The organism is Streptomyces clavuligerus (genome assembly GCF_005519465.1).
Taxonomy (GTDB): Bacteria; Actinomycetota; Actinomycetes; order Streptomycetales; family Streptomycetaceae; genus Streptomyces; species Streptomyces clavuligerus.
In genome coordinates this window covers 3,548,061-3,564,124 of sequence record NZ_CP027858.1, presented here as the reverse complement: position 1 = coordinate 3,564,124, position 16,064 = coordinate 3,548,061, and the positions used below count along the sequence as shown (strand labels likewise).

Here is a 16,064-nt window from a genome sequence, read left to right as displayed (position 1 = left end):
GCAGCGGGCAGATGGTCAGCGCGGAGTCTTCTCGATGGCCTCAAAGATGTCCGCGTCGGTCTCCTGCTGCCAGCCGGGAAGCTCGGGCCAGTCGGCCACGTACCCCGGCTTCGGGTCCTCGAAGTGCTGGAACATCTGGGCGGTCCAGCAGGTGGCGACGAAGCGGCCCTTCTGCTCGCGGGACAGCCGCTTCGCGTGGCCGCCGCTGACCTCGACGAAGTGGCGCACCTGCGCGTACACGGAACCGGCGGCCCGGCGCTCCCACTCCGGGGTGCCCTCCCACGGGGTGACATACCCGGCCTTCGGCTCGCCGGGGAAGTGCCGGCGCACTCCCGCGATCCAGGCTTCCCGGAACAGTCGTGCGCCTTCGGTCTGCGACATCCCAACCCCTCTCGTCACGGTGTCCTCAGCGCGGCGATCTCCGCCCTCAGCTCCGCCACGCGGTGGTCGCGGGCCAGGGGACCGAACTCGTCGCACAGGTCGTGGAGTCTACGGGCGAGGTACCCGGACGATGGTGACAGCCGCGCGAGCCGGGTGGCCCCGAGTACGAGCACCCGGGGCCACCCGCCCCGGTCACCTGCTCAGATCGCCGACGAAGGCGGTCCACGCGGACGTGCTGAAGGCGAGGGCGGGGCCGGTGGGGGTCTTGCTGTCACGGACGGGGACGGTGCCGTGGGCCGACGCGTACGCGGGGGACCACTCGACGCACTGGCCTCCGGACGACCCGCTGTAGGAAGACTTGATCCACAAGGTGGGGCTGTGGCTCTGGTCCGCAGTCATGATCTGTACTCCTTGTGTGCCGACTTGATCAGGGCTACTGAATCATCGGGGGACAGCGCGTGCGCCCGCAAGCGCTCGTAGTTTTCGAGGGCGATCCCGACGTTCGGCTCGGAACGGTAGAGCCTCCCCCCTTGCGGAACATCATCGACGTACAACGCGGTCGACTCGTCGTTGAAGACGAGCAAGGTGAACGCCAGCGTGTGCACGCCTGCCGCGCCCGCCGAGAAGGGCATCACCTGGATGTCGACGTTCGGGGACTCCGCCATACGGATCAGATGCTCAAGCTGCCTCGCCATGACCCCGGAGCCACCCACCACCGTCCGCAGACACGCTTCGTGCAGGATCACCCAGATCGCGGGCGGACGCTCTTGCTCCAGCACTCCCCGTCGCCTTATCCGAGCCGCCACCTGGCCATTGATCACCTCCGGGACCTCACGGGGCTGGCCCGCACGGAAGATGGCACGCGCGTACTCCTCCGTCTGGAGCATCCCCATGATGCTCAACGCGGAGAAGTCCAGAATCCGGACCGCCTTCCACTCCAACTGGAGATACGGAACGAACCAGGAGGGGTGGTCTCCTTCCTCGACGCGGCGGAGCAGACGAAGAAAGAGGCCGTTCGTGGCAAAAACCAGATCGCAGCCCCGCGCGAACCTCTCGCTCGGCATCAGCAATCCCGCTTCGACCTTGCTGACGTACCCGTCGGAGTACTTGACGGCCTTACCGAGCTGTTTCTGGGTGAGCTTGCGCCCCGTGCGTACCTCCCGGACCTCCAGGCCGAAGCGTTCGAGGGGATTCAAACCCTCGGCGAAGACATCGCTACCCATGGACTTGACCTCCAGAGACACTCGCGTGAACTGGGAAGACTTCGTGATCTTGATCTGAGAGACCCGATTCAAGTGGTGCGAGCGTAGGGGGCGTTGTGGTCATCTGGGCACAGACAGCGAACACATCCCCCGAACGAGGTGACGTTTCGTGTTTCCCCCGAACTGTCGTGCGCACGAGACCTGTCCGCCGACCCGCCACGAGGCCCTGGCCGCCTGGGCCGTAACCCGCACCCTGGGCAGCCGCGTCGAGCTGGTGGACTTCCCCGACGACGATCCGCAGGTCTATCTGCCGCTCACGGTGTCGGACGGCAGCATGGGCCACCCCACCGGCCTCTTTCTTGCGACCCACGAGGCGGAGGCGCTGGCCTCGGAGCTGATCGGCATCCTGCGCACGGCGAACGAGAACCGCCGCCGCAAGCCGCGCGAGTTCCGCCGCAACCAGGCGGTGTCCGGGGCAGCGGACGAGTGATCCGGTCCCGACGCCGTCGCCGCTGCATAGCACTGCTGTACGCGGTGGTTTATCTCGGCTCCGTCGTCTTACTGCTCACCGGCGTCCTCCGCCCGAGCATCTACGGCGCCGTGCCCCACCTCGTTTAACGCCGTTTAAAAATGCCCCCGGTCCCGCCGGTCGGCCGTCCTCCCGCAGAGGCCCGACCCCGAGGGCCGGGCCCGTCACCGCCGACCGGGGCACCCTGCACAGCTACCAACGGGTGAGGTCCACCAGCCGGTCACAGTGCGGATCGTTCTCGTCCACCGTCTCCTCCGCGCCGCCCGCGATCAGTGACGGCAGGGCAGCGACCACAGCAGTCGTCGCTCCCGACGGCCGTACGTCGGCGGCGACCACGCCCGGGACTTCCTCCCCGTCGAAGTAGAGCCGCAGCACGTCCTCTTCCCGGAAGAGGAACCCCCGCAGGCGCGCGCCGTACCAGTAGTAGCCCTCATGAGGTCCGAGGTGCGTCACACCGCGCAGAATCCCCAGCGCCTCGTCCTTCAACGACGCGGGCACCGGGGTCTCCTTCTCCATATCTACCTGGATCAGCGTCATGCCCAGCACGTCGCCGACACGATCGCTGGGGTAGATCCGCGTGCCCCTGCCGACCGCCCGCAGCACACCGAGGATCTCCTGCGGCGGCACGGTTTCGTCACCCCTGAGCACCGGCAGCTCAAGAACGAGCCGGAGTTCCGGATCGTAGGAGTCCTTGGGTCCGATCACGATCCGGACGGTCCTGCCCGGAGGCAGTACGGGCAGGACTCCCTGGACGAAGGCTCGTTTGCCCACCCGGGCCTCGACACGGTGGAGCAGCAGGTCCGTGACGGCTGCCTGCTGCTCCGCGACCTCTTCGCCTTCTTCGTCAGTCAATGTCATGCGCTGTTCATCCAGTTGGGGCACTTGTTCATGCCTTTGCAGTAGGCAGTGATAACGCCGATCTTCTGGCCACGGCCTGCGTCGTACTCCCCGTCCTTCGTTTTCCGGGAGTACTGGACCACCACAATGATCTTTACTCGCTTGGCTCCAGGGTGGACGGCATACGCCCAGTACTCCAGTCGGGCATCCTCCCTCTTGTCGACGTTGCCACTCAGGGCCGCATCGACGATCTTGCATGTCCTGATGTTGTGCTTCCCGGAGAAATGCCTCCAGCCCAGCAGATGATTGCCGTAACGGGCGGGGATGGCCCTCCCGTCCGGGTCGGTCTCCCGGCACTTGACCCGCTTCTCCCACGGAGTCGAATCGCTCTCCGCCCGTGCGGGGCTTCGCGCCGTGCGCGCACACCGTTGACGCCCCTCGGGGACCGGCTCCCCGCACATCCCCGCCGCATGATCACCGTCCGTCATCACCCATGGGGGCGACGGGCCGCGCCCGTACACGGAACGCCCGGCTGACACCCACGTCAAGGCGAACGCCCTTACGACCCGTACGACAGACTCGGCCATGGCCTGCCCGCCCTTCCCGCCCCAGGAGCCGCGCGATGCCCTTCGCCCACCCCGTGATCGTCTTCGACCTCGACGGCACCCTCATCCGGAACACCACCGTCTCGCTCCTGCTCGCCGAGGGCGTGGGGCGGCTCCCCGCCGTCGAGGAGCTGGAGCGGCTGTACGACAGCTACGCCATCGACAACGACACGTTCTCCGACCGCGAGGCCGCGCTGCTCGCGGGCCTGACCCCGGAGCAGATACGGGGCTTCCTGGCGGACGCCCCGTGGACAGCCGGGGTCGAGGAGACCCTGCGCACCCTCACCGAGGGCGGATGCACCCTGCTGCTCGCCACGCTGGCCTGGGGGTTCGCCGTCGAGGAGCTGGAACACCGGCCCTGGTTCAGCGCCGTCGGCGCGGCGGACATGGAGTATGTGGACGGCGCGCTCTCCGGGCGGGTGGACCGCTACTTCGACGAGCAGGGGAAGCTCGACTTCGTCCGGGCCTGGTGCGCGGAGCGCGGCGTCCCACTCGATCAGGTGGCCGCCGTCGGCGACTCCCGCAGCGATCTGCGGCTCTTCGCGGGAGTCGGGACGTCCGTCGCGCTCAACGCCAGTGCCGACGCGCGGGCCGCCGCCGATCATGTCCTGGACACGGAGGACCTGCGCGACCTCCTTCCCCTGCTGCGGACGCGGACGGCCTGACACCCGTACGGTCCGACGGGGCTCAGCCCTCGCGGAGGAGTTGCAGCGCGCGTATCCCCGTCTCCAGCGCCTCGTCCGGTTCCCGCACCGCGCGGTGCAGATCGGGGAAGCAGCCGTCGGCGCCGGAGTCGCGGACCGTGCGCAGGACCTCCGCGATGGACTCGGCGGGCGTTCCGGGCGGCACGTTGTAACGGAGCGTGCGGCGCAGCGCGTCCGGGTCGCGGCCCGCGTCCCGGGCGGCGCGGCGGGCCGTGTCCCAGAGGTGGGCCGCGTACTCCGGCGGCAGGACCACCCCCGCCCAGCCGTCGGCGCGGCGGCCCACCCGGCGCAGCGCCGCCTCGCTGGTGCCGCCCAGATGGACCGGCGGTCCGGGGGTCTGGACGGGGCGCAGTCCGATACGCGCCTCGGGGACCGTCCAGCGCTTCCCCTCGTGGCGGAACGGGTCCCGCGTCCAGATCCCGTGCAGCAGGTCAAGGATCTCGTCGAGCTGCTCCCCGCGCCGGGAGAAGTCGGCGCCGACGGCGGTGTACTCCTCGCGGAGCCAGCCGATGCCGAGACCCACGTCGAGCCGTCCGCCGCTGATCCGGTCCAGAGAGGTGAGGGAGCGGGCTAGCAGCAGCGGCGGGTGCAGGGGCGCGATCAGGGTGCTGGTGCCGAGCCGGGCGCGGACGGTCGCGGTCGCGGCGACCGTGAGCACCGCCAGCGGGTCGAGGAAGGTCGTGAACTCCGGCGGGTAGGGCCGGTCCGGTGTGCACCCCGGGTAGAGCGTGCCGGGGGCGACCGGGGCCAGCGCCCGGTCCCCGGCCCAGAGCGTGTCAAAACCGGCGGCCTCCGCGTCGCGCGCGAACGGCGCGATCGATTCCGCGCGGGCCTGGCTTCCGTACTGCGGCAGTGCGATCCCTACGAGCATGATCTTCATCCTGGGACGGGGCAGGGCGCGGACCTCACCGTTTCTCTGTGGTGTCCCTTACATTCGGCGCGGCGAGGCAACCTCCGGCGGACCCCGCCCCTACGATCGGTCGGCTCTGGACCGTACGGGTCCGGACTCTGGGCCGGCAGGTCCGGACTACGGGCGGACTGGAAAGAACGAGGGGGTCACCATGCCGTTGCAGCATGCTGCCTTTTCACCTGATATATCCCGGATACCCGATGCGGTCGGCGGCAACACCCCCGGTGTCTCCTTCCGGCTGCTGGGCCCGGTCGGCGCCTGGGCGGGGGAGCGGCACATTCCCCTCGGCACCCCGCAGCAGCGCGCCGTGCTCACCATGCTGGTGTTCCACCGGGGCGCGGTGGTCACGTCGCAGACACTCGTCGACGGCGTGTGGGGCGAGGAGGCCCCGCGGCGGGCGCAGGGCACGGTACGGACCTATGTCTCCCGGCTGCGGGCGGCGTTCGCCGAGGCGGAGGCCGGGGAACTGGTCTGCGCCCACGGCGGATACGCCCTGCGGGCGCCCGGGGCCACCGTCGACGCGCTCCTGTTCGAGCAGGAGACCACCGGGGCGCTGCGCGGGGACGGCGGCGACCCCCGGGCGGACCACGACCGGCTGACCGGGGCCCTGGGGCGGTGGCGGGGCACCGCCCTCGCTGGGGTGCCGGGGCCCTATGCCGAACGCCAGCGCGACCGGCTGCACGAGGTCCGGATCTGCGCGCAGGAGGCGCTCTTCGAACGGGCCCTGGCGCTGGGCAGTCACGCCCGTTCCATTCCGGAGCTGCACACCCTGGTGGCGGAGTTCCCGCTGCGCGAACGGCTGCACGGGCTGCTGATGCTGGCCCTGTACCGGTCCGGGCAGCAGGCCGAGGCGCTGAGCCGGTACGAGGAGATCCGGCGCATGCTCGCGAGGGAGCTGGGCGTGGGGCCCACGCCGCATCTGGCCGCGCTGCACCAGCGGATGCTCACCGCCGATCCCAGCCTGTCCGCGCCGGACCGGGACCCGTCGCTGCTGCCGGGCCTCTCGGACGCGCCGGGCGCACCCGGCGCAGCGGGCGCACCGCGTTTCCCGGGTACGCCGGGAGCGTCCACGGGGGCGGTACGGCCCGGTACCCCGGGCGGGGCCCCGGTGGAGCCGGGGCAGGGGCCGGGACACCGGGGGCACGCCCCCGCCGCCGACCAGGTGTGGGGGCACACTCCCTGGCCGCCCGCACCTTCGAGCACCGCGCGGAACGGCCCCGCCGGCCAGGAGTGGGGGCCGGTGGGACAGGACCGCTCCGGCCTGCCGGGCCGGGGCCACGGCCCGACAGGCCCCGCGCGCGGGCCGGTGAACCGGACGGACTGGCCCCTGAACCCGGGCTACCGGCTGCCGGTACCGGGGCACGGCCCCGCCGCCGGACCGACGGACCCGGCGCGGAACCCCGACCGGGGCCACCGCCCGACAGGCCAATGCCCGACAGGCCCGACGGACGGACCCCTGGACCCGGACCACCGACCACCGCTGCCAGGGCACGGCCCCGTCACCAGACCGACAAACCCGGCACACGGGACGGGCGCCCGAACGGCCCCGGCACGCGGGCCCCTGGCCCCGGACCGTTCCCCAGCGGGCCGGACCCACCACGCGGAGCCCCCCGGCCGGGGTCACGGCCCGGCAGGCCCGACGGACGGACCCCTGGACCCGGACCACCGGCCGCCGCTGTCAGGGCACGGCCCCACCACCGGACCGGCGGGCCCGGGATGCCCTCCGGCGCACGGAGCACGCGACGAGACGGACCCGGGCCACGCCTCCGCGGCCCCGGCCCACGGCACCACCGCCCCGGACCGTTCCCCAGCGGGCCGGACACACGGACCCGAGAGCCGGACGCACAGACCCCTGGCCCCGGACCACCGACCACCCCTGCCAGGGCACGGCCCCGCCACCGGACCGACGGACCCGGCGCGGAACCCCGGCCAGGGCCACGGCCCGACAAACCCGGCGCACGGGCCGACGGACCACGAGCCCGGGGCAGGGGCAGAGCCAGGGGCCTGGGGAACGCCGTTCCCCGGAACACCCCGGCCGCACCGGCTGCCGCCCGCCGCGGCCGATTTCACCGGCCGCCACGCCGCCGTCGCGGAGCTGACCGCCGTCCTCACCGGGCAGCGCGCCCCGGCCGGGGCTCCGGCCGGGGCCGCGCCGCGCCTCGTCGTCGTCACCGGGATCGGCGGGGTCGGGAAGACGACCCTCGCCGTGCAGGTCGCGCACGCGCTCGGCGAGGAGTTCCCCGACGGGCGGCTCCACGCCGACCTGGGCGCGGGCAGCAGCCCCGTGGACCCCGGCGGCGTCCTCGCCGACTTCCTCGGCGCGCTCGGGACGCCCGCCGCGCGCATCCCGTTCGACCTCGGACAGCGGGCCGCCCTCTTCCGTACCGTTCTCGCCGACCGGCGGGTCCTGCTCGTCCTCGACAACGCCCGGGACGCCGAACAGATCCGGCCACTGCTCCCGGGCACAGCGAGCGCCGCCGTGGTCGTCACCACCCGGGCCCGGCAGCTCACCGTCCCGGGGGCGCACCGGATCGATCTGGAGGTGCCCTCAGGGGACGAGTCGCTGGAACTGCTCGGGGCGATCGCCGGGCCCGGGCGGGTGGCCGGTGCGCCGGAGACGGCCCGGGCGCTGGTCGAGCGGTGCGGCCGGCTGCCGCTCGCGGTGCGGATCGTCGGCTCCCGGCTCGCCGCCCACCCCGGGCGTCCGCTCGACCGGCTGGCCGAACGCCTCGGCGACGGGCCCGCCCTCCTCGACGAACTGCGCTCCGGCGAACTCGCCGTGGAACCCGTCTTCCGCCTCGGGTACGAGGCACTGACGCCCGGGGACGCGCGCGCCTTCCGGGCCCTCGCCCTCCTCGACACGCCCGATCTGCCGCTGACGGTCGCCGCCGTGCTGCTCGACCTCGACCCGTACGCGGCGGAGGCGGCGGCCGAACGGCTCGTGGACGCGGGCATGCTGGAGTCCTACGGACCCGACCGCTACCGCTTCCACGATCTGTTGCGGGCGTACGCGCGCCGTCTCGCGGAGCGGACCGACGGGCCCGGGGAGCGGGACGCGGCCCGTACCCGGGTGCTGGATCTGCTGCTCGCGACCGTGCTGCGCGCGGCGCGGACCGCCGTCGCCGGAGAGCTGCCCACGGGCTGGGTGGTCCAGGGCGACCACCCGGGACTGCCGTTCTCCGACGTCGCGGAGGTCCGGGCGTGGTTCACCGCCGAACACGCCGTCCTCACCTCGGTGGTGGAGCAGTCGCTGCGCCGGGACGGCGAGGAGCTGCGCAAGGCCATGGATCTGCTGGTGATCGTCGCGTGCTGCGGGCTCTTCCCCGGCCGGGCGCGCTACCAGGAGGTGAACAGGATCGCCGATCTCGCGGTGGCGCGGACCCTCGACGACGGGGACGCCGCCAGCCGCTCACGGGCCCTGCACACCCGGGCGTGGCTGCGGTGCACGGCGGCCCGGTACACGGAGGCCGAGTGCGATCTGCGGGCCGCCCTCCACTTCGGGGCGCAGGAGGGGAATCCGACGCGCCTCCATGTCTCGGGGGTGCTGCTGGCGCTGGTGCTGTGGGCGGTCGGCCGGGCGGAGGAGGCCGTGCGGGTGATGCGCGAGGCGGAGGCGCTGGCCGGGGACCCCGAGGACCCGTACAGCCCGGCGTCGGTGGCCCGGTTCACGGCCCGGCTGCATGTGACGCTCGGTTCGGAGCTGCCGGACCTGCCGCTGGTGACCCCCCTGATGCGGGAGGTCGACGCGACGGGCACCTCGCTGGTCACGGACGGGGGCATCCGGCGGCTCGGCGATCTGATGAACCGGTCGGCGCCGCCCCCGCGGTGATCCCCGGCCCCGGGCGCCCCCGGGGCCGGGCGCCCGTCAGGAGAGGTCGGGTCCGACGGCGAGGGCCCGCTCGCCGCCCCGGTCGCGGTCGTGGTCGCGGAGCCGTCGGCCCTCCCCCGTGAGCGTGACGACCTCGGCGTGGTGGGCCACCCGGTCCACCATCGACGAGGTCGCCGGGGAGTCCCCGAAGACCTCCGACCAGCGGCCGAAGGGCCGGTCGGCGGTGACGACGACGGAGCCCCGCGCATAGCGGTGCGAGACCAGCCGGTGCAGGAGCCGGGTGCTCTCCGTGTCGAACGGGACGGCGCCCACCCCGTCCACGATCAGCAGCGCGTACCGGTCGAGCACCACCAGCTCCTCCGTCAGCCGCCCCTCGGCGTGGGCGCAGGTCAGCCGGGCGACCCACTCGGCGGCCGTCGCGAACCTGGTCCCGTGGCCCGCCTGGCAGGCCCGGGTCCCGAGCGCGACGGCCAGATGGGTCGTGCCGGAGCCGGGCGGGCCGAGCAGGACGACATTGCCCCGGGCGCGGACGAACTCCAGCCTGCCCAGCCGGGAGAGGGTGTACCGGTCGAGATGGCGCTCATGGGTGCCGTCGAACTCCTCCAGCGATCTGCGGGCCGGGAACCCGGCGGCACGGACACGGCCCTCGGCCGCCGCCGCGAAGCCCTGGCCGCCGTGGCCGCCCTGGCCGCCGGTGACGGGGCCGGGACGGTGGGCACCGTGGCCCGCGTACCCGTCGGAACCCGCGTACCCGTCGGAACCCGGGTATCCCTCGGGGGCCGGGTATCCGTCGGGGACCGTGTGCCCCGGGAGGACCACCCCGTCGGCGGCCGGTCTGCGCTCCGTACCGGCCTGCGCGGGCAGCAGGTCGCGCAGCCCCGCCGGGCCGGTGAGCCCCTCCGGCAGGGCCCGCTCGGAGATGATGAGCTGGGTCGGCGGGGACGGCTTCGGCGGCCGGGGCGGGCGGGAGTCCGGGTCCGGACCGGGGTGGGGGTGATGGCCGCGCCGCTCCATCGGCCCGGACATGTACGCGAGGATCGCGGCCGAGAGGATGAAGGCCATGTGGATGACCGTCCCCCAGAGCAGCGAGTGCTGCGAGGTGTGGTCGACGTCCACGAACATCTGGAGCAGATGGACCGAGGAGATCCCGACGATCGCCGTCGCCAGCTTCACCTTCAGCACATTGGAGTTGACGTGGGACAGCCACTCCGGCTGATCGCGGTGGCCCTGGAGTCCGATCCGCGAGACGAACGTCTCGTAGCCGCCGACGATCACCATGATCAGCAGGTTGGCGATCATGACGACGTCGACGAGCTTGAGGACCGCGAGCATCACATGCGTCTCGTTGGCGTGGCCGGTGAGGATGTGCGCGACCAGGTGCCACAGCTCGTTGAAGAACTTGTAGACATAGACGCCCTGGGCCGCCACCAGCCCGAAGTAGAGCGGCGCCTGGAGCCAGCGGGTGGCGAACAGGGCGTAGCCGAGCGAGGGGGCCGCGTAGCTCGCGATCCCCGGCTTGGAGGACGTGGGCAGGGAGTGATCGAGCAACGGCATCTCCAGGGTGCAGGGCGGCGAGACGGCGCAACGGGGCAGTCCGTGTACATGACTTCAACGACGGAGCGTGGCGAGTGTCACGGACATCAGCGATCCCGCAGGGCACGGAGATCACATACGTATCGATGAAATACCTCAACGACCCAGATCAGAGCTGGTGTTAGGGATTTTCTTCGCGAACTCCGTTTCGGCTACGGTGAGTTACGACATCGCCTGTCGAGGAGAGGCAGAACAGCAACATCACTTGCCGTTCCCGGGACGGCGCGCTTCCCTGGAACGATGAACGACTCCTCCGTGTCCGACCCCGCACCCGGCTCCGGCTCCGGCTCCACACCCGGCTCCGGCTCCGCGTACGACCCCGCGCCCGCGTCCGACTCCGTCGCCCGGACCCTGAACGAGGTCGGCCCCCGGCTGAAGCGGCTGCGCGCCGAGCGCGGGATCACCCTGGCCGCGCTCGCCGAGACCACCGGGATCTCCAAGAGCACCCTGTCCCGGCTGGAGTCCGGGGGCCGCCGCCCCAGCCTCGAACTGCTGCTGCCGATCTCGCAGGCGTACCAGGTGCCCCTGGACGAGCTGGTCGGCGCGCCCGAGGTGGGCGATCCCCGGGTGCGGCTCACCCCCCGGACGATCCACGGCAGCACGGTGGTGCCGCTGACCCGGCAGCCGGGGCCGCTCCAGGCGTTCAAGATGGTCGTGCCGGTCTCCCGCGCCACCCCCGAACCGGTCACCCACGAGGGCTACGAATGGCTCTATGTCCTCGCCGGGCGGCTGCGGCTGGTCCTGCCCGGCCACGATGTGGTGCTCGGCGCGGGGGAGGCGGCCGAGTTCGACACCCGGCTGCCGCACTGGTTCGGCTCCACCGGGGAGGGCCCGGTGGAGGTGCTGAGCCTCTTCGGCCGGCAGGGGGAGCGGATGCATGTACGGGCCCGGCCCAAGGAGCGCGCGGAACGCGGGGCCGCCGGGGGCCCCGGGAGCGCGGGTCTCGGACCCCGGAGGCATAACCCGGAGACGTAACCCGGGCGGACGCGCAGCGGGTGCCGGGGCGGGGGAAGGGCGACAGGGTGGCAGCGGTGGGACATGTTCGCCCCGGCCCGCCGAACGCCGGCGGGACGACGGACGGCCCCGCCCGGACCGGCCCCGGGACGGACGGGACACCCCAGACCCACCAAGGCCCCCCAGACCCACCAAGGCCCCCCAGACCACCGAGACCGCTGAGACCACCGAGATCGCTGAGACCGCTGAGGCAAAGGACCCGTACCCATGCCCCTGACCGTGCACCACCGCCACCGGCTCACGGCCGCCGCCGGAGCCGCGCTGCTGGCCACCGCCGTCGCGGGCTGTTCCGGTCTGGGCCGGACCGCCGTGGGGACGATCGAGTACGAGACCGCCGACAAGCACCATGTGATGCTCACCAGCCCGCTGGTCACCGGGTGCCACCGGACGACGGACCCCGGGGCGGTCAGCGTCGTCAACAGCACCCTGGTCGACATGATGATGTACCCCACGGACGACTGCTCGGGCGACCAGTCGATCTATGTCCCGACGACGACCTCGAACATCGTCGCGCCGGGGGCGGGCGTCTGGCGGGCGTTCAGCTTTGTCCACTGAGGCCCGGCCCGCCCCGCACGCCGGTGCCACCGGTGCCACGTATGCCGGTGCCACCGGTGGCACGCATGCCGGTACCCCCCGCACCGAGTCCCCCCGGCGTACGTTCACCGGACGGACCGGAACTGTTCACGGCCATTCAAGGCCGAATCGAACGGGCCCAGTTGCCTTTATCGGCGGAGCCCGCGCTATCATCACAGCATGATTACGGACCGGTCGCCCTTCGGTGTTCCGCGGCCCCGGGTATTTCGGGGCCCGCTGCACATCGTCTGGCTGTCCGTACTCACCCTGGCGCTGGTGTTCGCGCACGGGGTGAACCGGGAAAGTCCGGCCCACCACTTCGCCACCGCGAGCTTTTCCCTGATGAATTCCGGCCATTCCACCGCGGATGGACCGGAACGCGGCGGCGCGGACGGCGCCGACCGGGGCGGAGCGGCCACCGGTGACACGGGACCCGTCCGCACGGCGGCCGAGGGCCCCGGCGGACCGGCCCCGGCGGCCTTCCCGCCGCCCGTTCCCGCCGCCGCCAGCCATGCCCGGCTCGGCCCGCACTCCGAGGGCCTGGCCCATCCGGCCGAGCAGTGCATGCCCGGACAGCCCCAGCTCAACACCACGCTGACCAGCCCCGCTTCGGAAGCGGCGGCCCTGGGATCGGCACGCGACCGCACCGCGCGGACGGCTCCCCCCGAGGAGATCCGCAGTGGCGCGGCAACCCCCGCCTGTCCACCCGTCACCGGCATTCTGCGGATCTAGGCCCGTAGCCCGGCTCCACCGCCCCGGGCCGGTCGACTGACCCGTAACGGGCCCTTTCCGCACCCCGCGCACCCCCTCGTGGCAGGTCTTCCCGACCGGCCTCCGGGACCCGCCGCCCCGGCGTGGCACGCGCTTTCCCGGACCGGCCGCCCGACCTCGTCCCCCGGCGTCCCCCTGCTCTCTCCTCTCCCACCGGGCCCTACCGCCCTACCGGGTTTTCATATCCGGCAGAAGCAGGACGACCGCCCCCAGACATACGGGCTTTCGACGGCACGTCCCCCTTTTTCCCCACCGTCACCCTCGTTCCTTCGCCCTGCCCGGAATTACCCGGGAAAGGCGGCGTCCGGAGGAACCGTGCCGTTTTCCCCTGCCCTTGTTCCTGCACCCGAACAACGTCATTCACCCGGACACGGCGTTTTCGCGAAGTGTCTTTCAGCCGCACCCGCGCGCATCCCCGTCAGCCGCCCACGAAGAGAGCTGTGACGATGACGACCTCCCCCGCGACCGGCTCGCCCCGGTCCTCCCGTACTTCCCCCACGCCTTCTGTGCCCGGCACACCTGCCGCGTCCGGCACGTCCGGCGCACCCGCGGTGCCCGAGGTCCCTTCCCCGTCCTCCGGCCCCGCCGCACGGACCGCACGGACCGCACAGACCGCACAGACCGCACGGACCGCACGGACCGCGCTGTCCGGCCTGGTCGGCAACACCCCGCTGCTCCGCGTCACCGAGCCCTTCACCGCCGGCGAACGGGGCTTCTGGGCCAAGCTGGAGGGCTTCAACCCCGGCGGGATCAAGGACCGGCCCGCGCTGCACATGGTCGAACGGGCCCGTGCCCGGGGCGACCTGCGCCCCGGCGGCCGGATCATCGAGTCCACCAGCGGCACCCTGGGGCTGGGCCTCGCCCTGGCCGGAATGGTCTACGGCCACCCGGTCACCCTGGTCACCGACCCCGGTCTGGAAGGGTCGATGACCCGGCTGCTGAACGCGTACGGCGCCCAGGTCAACGTGGTCTCCGAAGCGCACCCCACCGGCGGCTGGCAGCAGGCCCGCCGGGACCGGGTGAACCGGCTGCTGGAGCAGTACCCCGGTTCCTGGTGCCCCGACCAGTACAACAACCCCGACAACACCACCGCGTACACCCCGCTCGCCCTCGAACTCGCCGCGGAACTGCGCCATATCGACGTCCTGGTGTGCAGCGTGGGCACCGGCGGCCACTCCGCGGGGGTCTCGCGGGTGCTGCGCCAGCTCTATCCCCGGCTCCGGCTGATCGGTGTGGACACCATCGGCTCCACCATCTTCGGCCAGGAGGCCCGGCCCCGGCTGATGCGGGGCCTCGGCTCCAGCATCTATCCGCGCAATGTCGCCTACGACCACTTCTCCGAGGTGCACTGGGTGGCCCCCGCCGAGGCCGTGTGGACCTGCCGGGCGCTCGCGACCTCCCACTACGCCACCGGCGGCTGGAGCGTCGGCGCGGTCGCCCTCGTCGCGGGCTGGCTCGCCCGCACCCTGCCCGCCGACACCCGGATCGCCGCCGTCTTCCCCGACGGTCCGCAGCGCTACCTCGGCACGGTCTACGACGACGACTACTGCGCGGCGCACGGGCTGCTGGACGGCCCGCCCGCGCCCGAGCCCGAGGTGGTGGGCCGGATGGACGAGAAGCAGATCACCCGCTGGACCCGGTGCGCGTCCGTCGTCGACCCGCTGACCCTCCGTTCCGGACCCGGCGGGGACAGCGCGCTCGGGGACGGCCCGCTCGGAGAGGGCTCGCGCGGGGACAGCCCGCTCGGCGAGGGCCCGCTCGGGAAGGGCGACGGCAGGTGAGGGACACCCTGCGGCAGATGCGGTCGTACGAGCGCAGCGTCCAGTTGCTGATGGTGAACCAGTTCACCATCAATCTGGGCTTCTACATGCTCATGCCGTATCTGGCCGCCCATCTCTCCGGCTCGCTCGCCCTCGCGGGCTGGACCGTGGGCCTGATCCTCGGTGTGCGGAACTTCAGCCAGCAGGGCATGTTCCTGGTCGGCGGCGCGCTCGCCGACCGTTTCGGCTACAAGCCGCTCATCGTCGCCGGATGTGTGCTGCGGACGGTCGGTTTCGCGGCGCTCGGCCTGGTGGACTCGCCGGCCGCGCTGCTGGCCGCGTCCGCCGCGACCGGGCTCGCCGGGGCGCTGTTCAACCCCGCCGTGCGGGCGTATCTGGCGCTGGACGCGGGCGAGCGGCGGGTGGAGGCGTTCGCGCTCTTCAACGTCTTCTACCAGGCGGGCATCCTGCTCGGCCCGCTGGTCGGGATGGCGCTGACGGGGGTGAGCTTCACGGTGACCTGCCTGGTGGCCGCCGGGGTGTTCGCGGTGCTGAGCCTCGTCCAGATACGGTCCCTGCCCGCGCGCCGGTCCGAGGCCCCCCGGGGCGACGGGGCCACGCTGCGCTCCACCTGGCGCGGGATTCTGGGCAACCGCCCCTTCCTGCTCTTCGCGGGGGCGATGATCGGCTCGTATGTGCTGACCTTCCAGGTCTATCTCGCGCTGCCGCTGGAGGTCCGGAGACTGGGCGGGGACGGGGACTTCGGCACGGCGGCGGTGGCGGTGCTCTTCGCCGTATCCGGGCTGACGACGATCCTCTTCCAGACCCGGGTCACCGCCTGGTGCAGGGCCAGGGCGGAGCCCGGGCGGGCGCTGGTGTGGGGGCTGCTGGTAATGGCGGCAGCGTTCCTGCCGCTGCTGGCGGCGACGGCGGTCCCGGCGGCGGACGTCCCGGCGGGCGGCGCGGGGCGGTGGCTGCTCGCCGCCGGGCCGCCGGCGCTGGCCGCGCTGCTGCTCGCGGTCGGGACGATGATCGCGTACCCGTTCGAGATGGACACCATCGTCCGGCTCTCCGGGGACCGGCTGGTCGCCACGCACTACGGGCTCTACAACACCATCTGCGGCATCGGGATCACGGTGGGCAATCTGCTCACCGGGGCGGCGCTGGACGCGGCCCGGGAGGCGGAGGTCGCGGCGCTGCCGTGGCTGGCGCTGACGGGTCTCGGGGCGCTGTGCGCGCTGGCGCTGCACGGGTTGCACCGCACGGGCCGACTGGTGCGGCCGGAGTCCGCGTCCGTCGCCTGAGGTATGCCACGGGGCGGCTCCGGAGGCCGGGGCCGCCCCTCTCCCCCCGTCC

At 72.7% G+C, this 16,064-nt stretch carries 16 protein-coding genes; 8 read left to right on the top strand and 8 right to left on the bottom strand.

The annotated features are described in order from the left end of the window. Positions 1 to 15 precede the first annotated feature (15 nt). The 4 genes from CRV15_RS14970 to CRV15_RS14960 are packed head-to-tail and all read right to left on the bottom strand — an operon-like array spanning position 16 to position 1,604. On the bottom strand, positions 16 to 381 hold the full coding sequence (locus CRV15_RS14970; RefSeq protein ID WP_003955042.1) for a hypothetical protein: 366 nt from the start codon (positions 379 to 381) through the stop codon (positions 16 to 18). A gap of 14 nt (positions 382 to 395) precedes the next feature. Next, the gene (locus tag CRV15_RS35940; RefSeq protein ID WP_003955041.1) at positions 396 to 554 is read right to left on the bottom strand and encodes a hypothetical protein; all 159 of its coding nucleotides are present in this window, start codon (positions 552 to 554) and stop codon (positions 396 to 398) included. A 19-nt stretch (positions 555 to 573) separates the two neighbouring features. Further along, positions 574 to 780: a DUF397 domain-containing protein gene (locus CRV15_RS14965; RefSeq protein ID WP_003955040.1), complete on the bottom strand. Its 207-nt coding sequence runs from the start codon at positions 778 to 780 to the stop codon at positions 574 to 576. Continuing rightward, positions 777 to 1,604: a helix-turn-helix domain-containing protein gene (locus tag CRV15_RS14960; RefSeq protein WP_003955039.1), complete on the bottom strand. Its 828-nt coding sequence runs from the start codon at positions 1,602 to 1,604 to the stop codon at positions 777 to 779. Before CRV15_RS14960 ends, CRV15_RS14965 begins: the two co-directional genes overlap by 4 nt. A 148-nt stretch (positions 1,605 to 1,752) precedes the next feature. Between CRV15_RS14960 and CRV15_RS14955 the strand changes: the two genes are divergently transcribed. Then, positions 1,753 to 2,073 carry a hypothetical protein gene (locus CRV15_RS14955; protein WP_003955038.1) on the top strand — a complete coding sequence of 107 codons (321 nt, stop codon included), beginning with the start codon at positions 1,753 to 1,755 and terminating at the stop codon, positions 2,071 to 2,073. A gap of 231 nt (positions 2,074 to 2,304) precedes the next feature. Here the strand turns inward: CRV15_RS14955 and CRV15_RS14950 are convergent, their stop codons facing one another. Both CRV15_RS14950 and CRV15_RS14945 read right to left on the bottom strand, forming a co-directional pair. Further along, positions 2,305 to 2,970, bottom strand: a complete 666-nt coding sequence (locus tag CRV15_RS14950) for a hypothetical protein (RefSeq protein WP_003960998.1) — start codon at positions 2,968 to 2,970, stop codon at positions 2,305 to 2,307. Further along, positions 2,967 to 3,536 (bottom strand): hypothetical protein, encoded by a 570-nt coding sequence (locus tag CRV15_RS14945; RefSeq protein ID WP_003960999.1) that lies wholly within the window; start codon positions 3,534 to 3,536, stop codon positions 2,967 to 2,969. The genes CRV15_RS14950 and CRV15_RS14945 overlap by 4 nt, the downstream gene beginning before the upstream one ends. Before the next feature lie 35 nt (positions 3,537 to 3,571). Between CRV15_RS14945 and CRV15_RS14940 the strand changes: the two genes are divergently transcribed. Continuing rightward, positions 3,572 to 4,219 (top strand): HAD family hydrolase, encoded by a 648-nt coding sequence (locus tag CRV15_RS14940; RefSeq protein WP_003961000.1) that lies wholly within the window; start codon positions 3,572 to 3,574, stop codon positions 4,217 to 4,219. Between the two features lie 22 nt (positions 4,220 to 4,241). On the opposite strand, the gene CRV15_RS14935 is transcribed toward CRV15_RS14940, so the two are convergent. Continuing rightward, the gene (locus tag CRV15_RS14935; RefSeq protein WP_174391380.1) at positions 4,242 to 5,129 is read right to left on the bottom strand and encodes a TIGR03619 family F420-dependent LLM class oxidoreductase; all 888 of its coding nucleotides are present in this window, start codon (positions 5,127 to 5,129) and stop codon (positions 4,242 to 4,244) included. Between the two features lie 190 nt (positions 5,130 to 5,319). Here CRV15_RS14935 and CRV15_RS14930 point away from each other — a divergent pair, with 190 nt between their 5' ends. Next, positions 5,320 to 8,997 (top strand): AfsR/SARP family transcriptional regulator, encoded by a 3,678-nt coding sequence (locus CRV15_RS14930; protein WP_003961002.1) that lies wholly within the window; start codon positions 5,320 to 5,322, stop codon positions 8,995 to 8,997. A 36-nt stretch (positions 8,998 to 9,033) separates the two neighbouring features. Here CRV15_RS14930 and CRV15_RS14925 read toward each other — a convergent pair whose 3' ends face one another. Further along, positions 9,034 to 10,551 (bottom strand): TIGR00645 family protein, encoded by a 1,518-nt coding sequence (locus CRV15_RS14925; protein ID WP_003961003.1) that lies wholly within the window; start codon positions 10,549 to 10,551, stop codon positions 9,034 to 9,036. Between the two features lie 279 nt (positions 10,552 to 10,830). On the opposite strand from CRV15_RS14925, the gene CRV15_RS14920 reads away from it, so the two are divergent. From CRV15_RS14920 to CRV15_RS14900, 5 genes are all read left to right on the top strand, one after another. Next, entirely contained in the window at positions 10,831 to 11,565 is a 735-nt protein-coding gene (locus CRV15_RS14920) for a helix-turn-helix domain-containing protein (RefSeq protein ID WP_003961004.1), read from the top strand. Between the two features lie 246 nt (positions 11,566 to 11,811). After that, entirely contained in the window at positions 11,812 to 12,159 is a 348-nt protein-coding gene (locus CRV15_RS14915) for a hypothetical protein (protein ID WP_003961005.1), read from the top strand. 198 nt (positions 12,160 to 12,357) lie between these two features. Beyond that, on the top strand, positions 12,358 to 12,909 hold the full coding sequence (locus tag CRV15_RS14910) for a hypothetical protein (RefSeq protein WP_009996705.1): 552 nt from the start codon (positions 12,358 to 12,360) through the stop codon (positions 12,907 to 12,909). A 590-nt stretch (positions 12,910 to 13,499) separates the two neighbouring features. Then, a complete protein-coding gene (locus CRV15_RS14905; protein ID WP_003961006.1) occupies positions 13,500 to 14,729 on the top strand; it encodes a PLP-dependent cysteine synthase family protein in 1,230 nt (409 codons plus the stop codon). Further along, positions 14,726 to 16,012 carry an MFS transporter gene (locus CRV15_RS14900; RefSeq protein ID WP_003961007.1) on the top strand — a complete coding sequence of 429 codons (1,287 nt, stop codon included), beginning with the start codon at positions 14,726 to 14,728 and terminating at the stop codon, positions 16,010 to 16,012. Before CRV15_RS14905 ends, CRV15_RS14900 begins: the two co-directional genes overlap by 4 nt. The last annotated feature ends 52 nt before the right edge of the window (positions 16,013 to 16,064 follow it).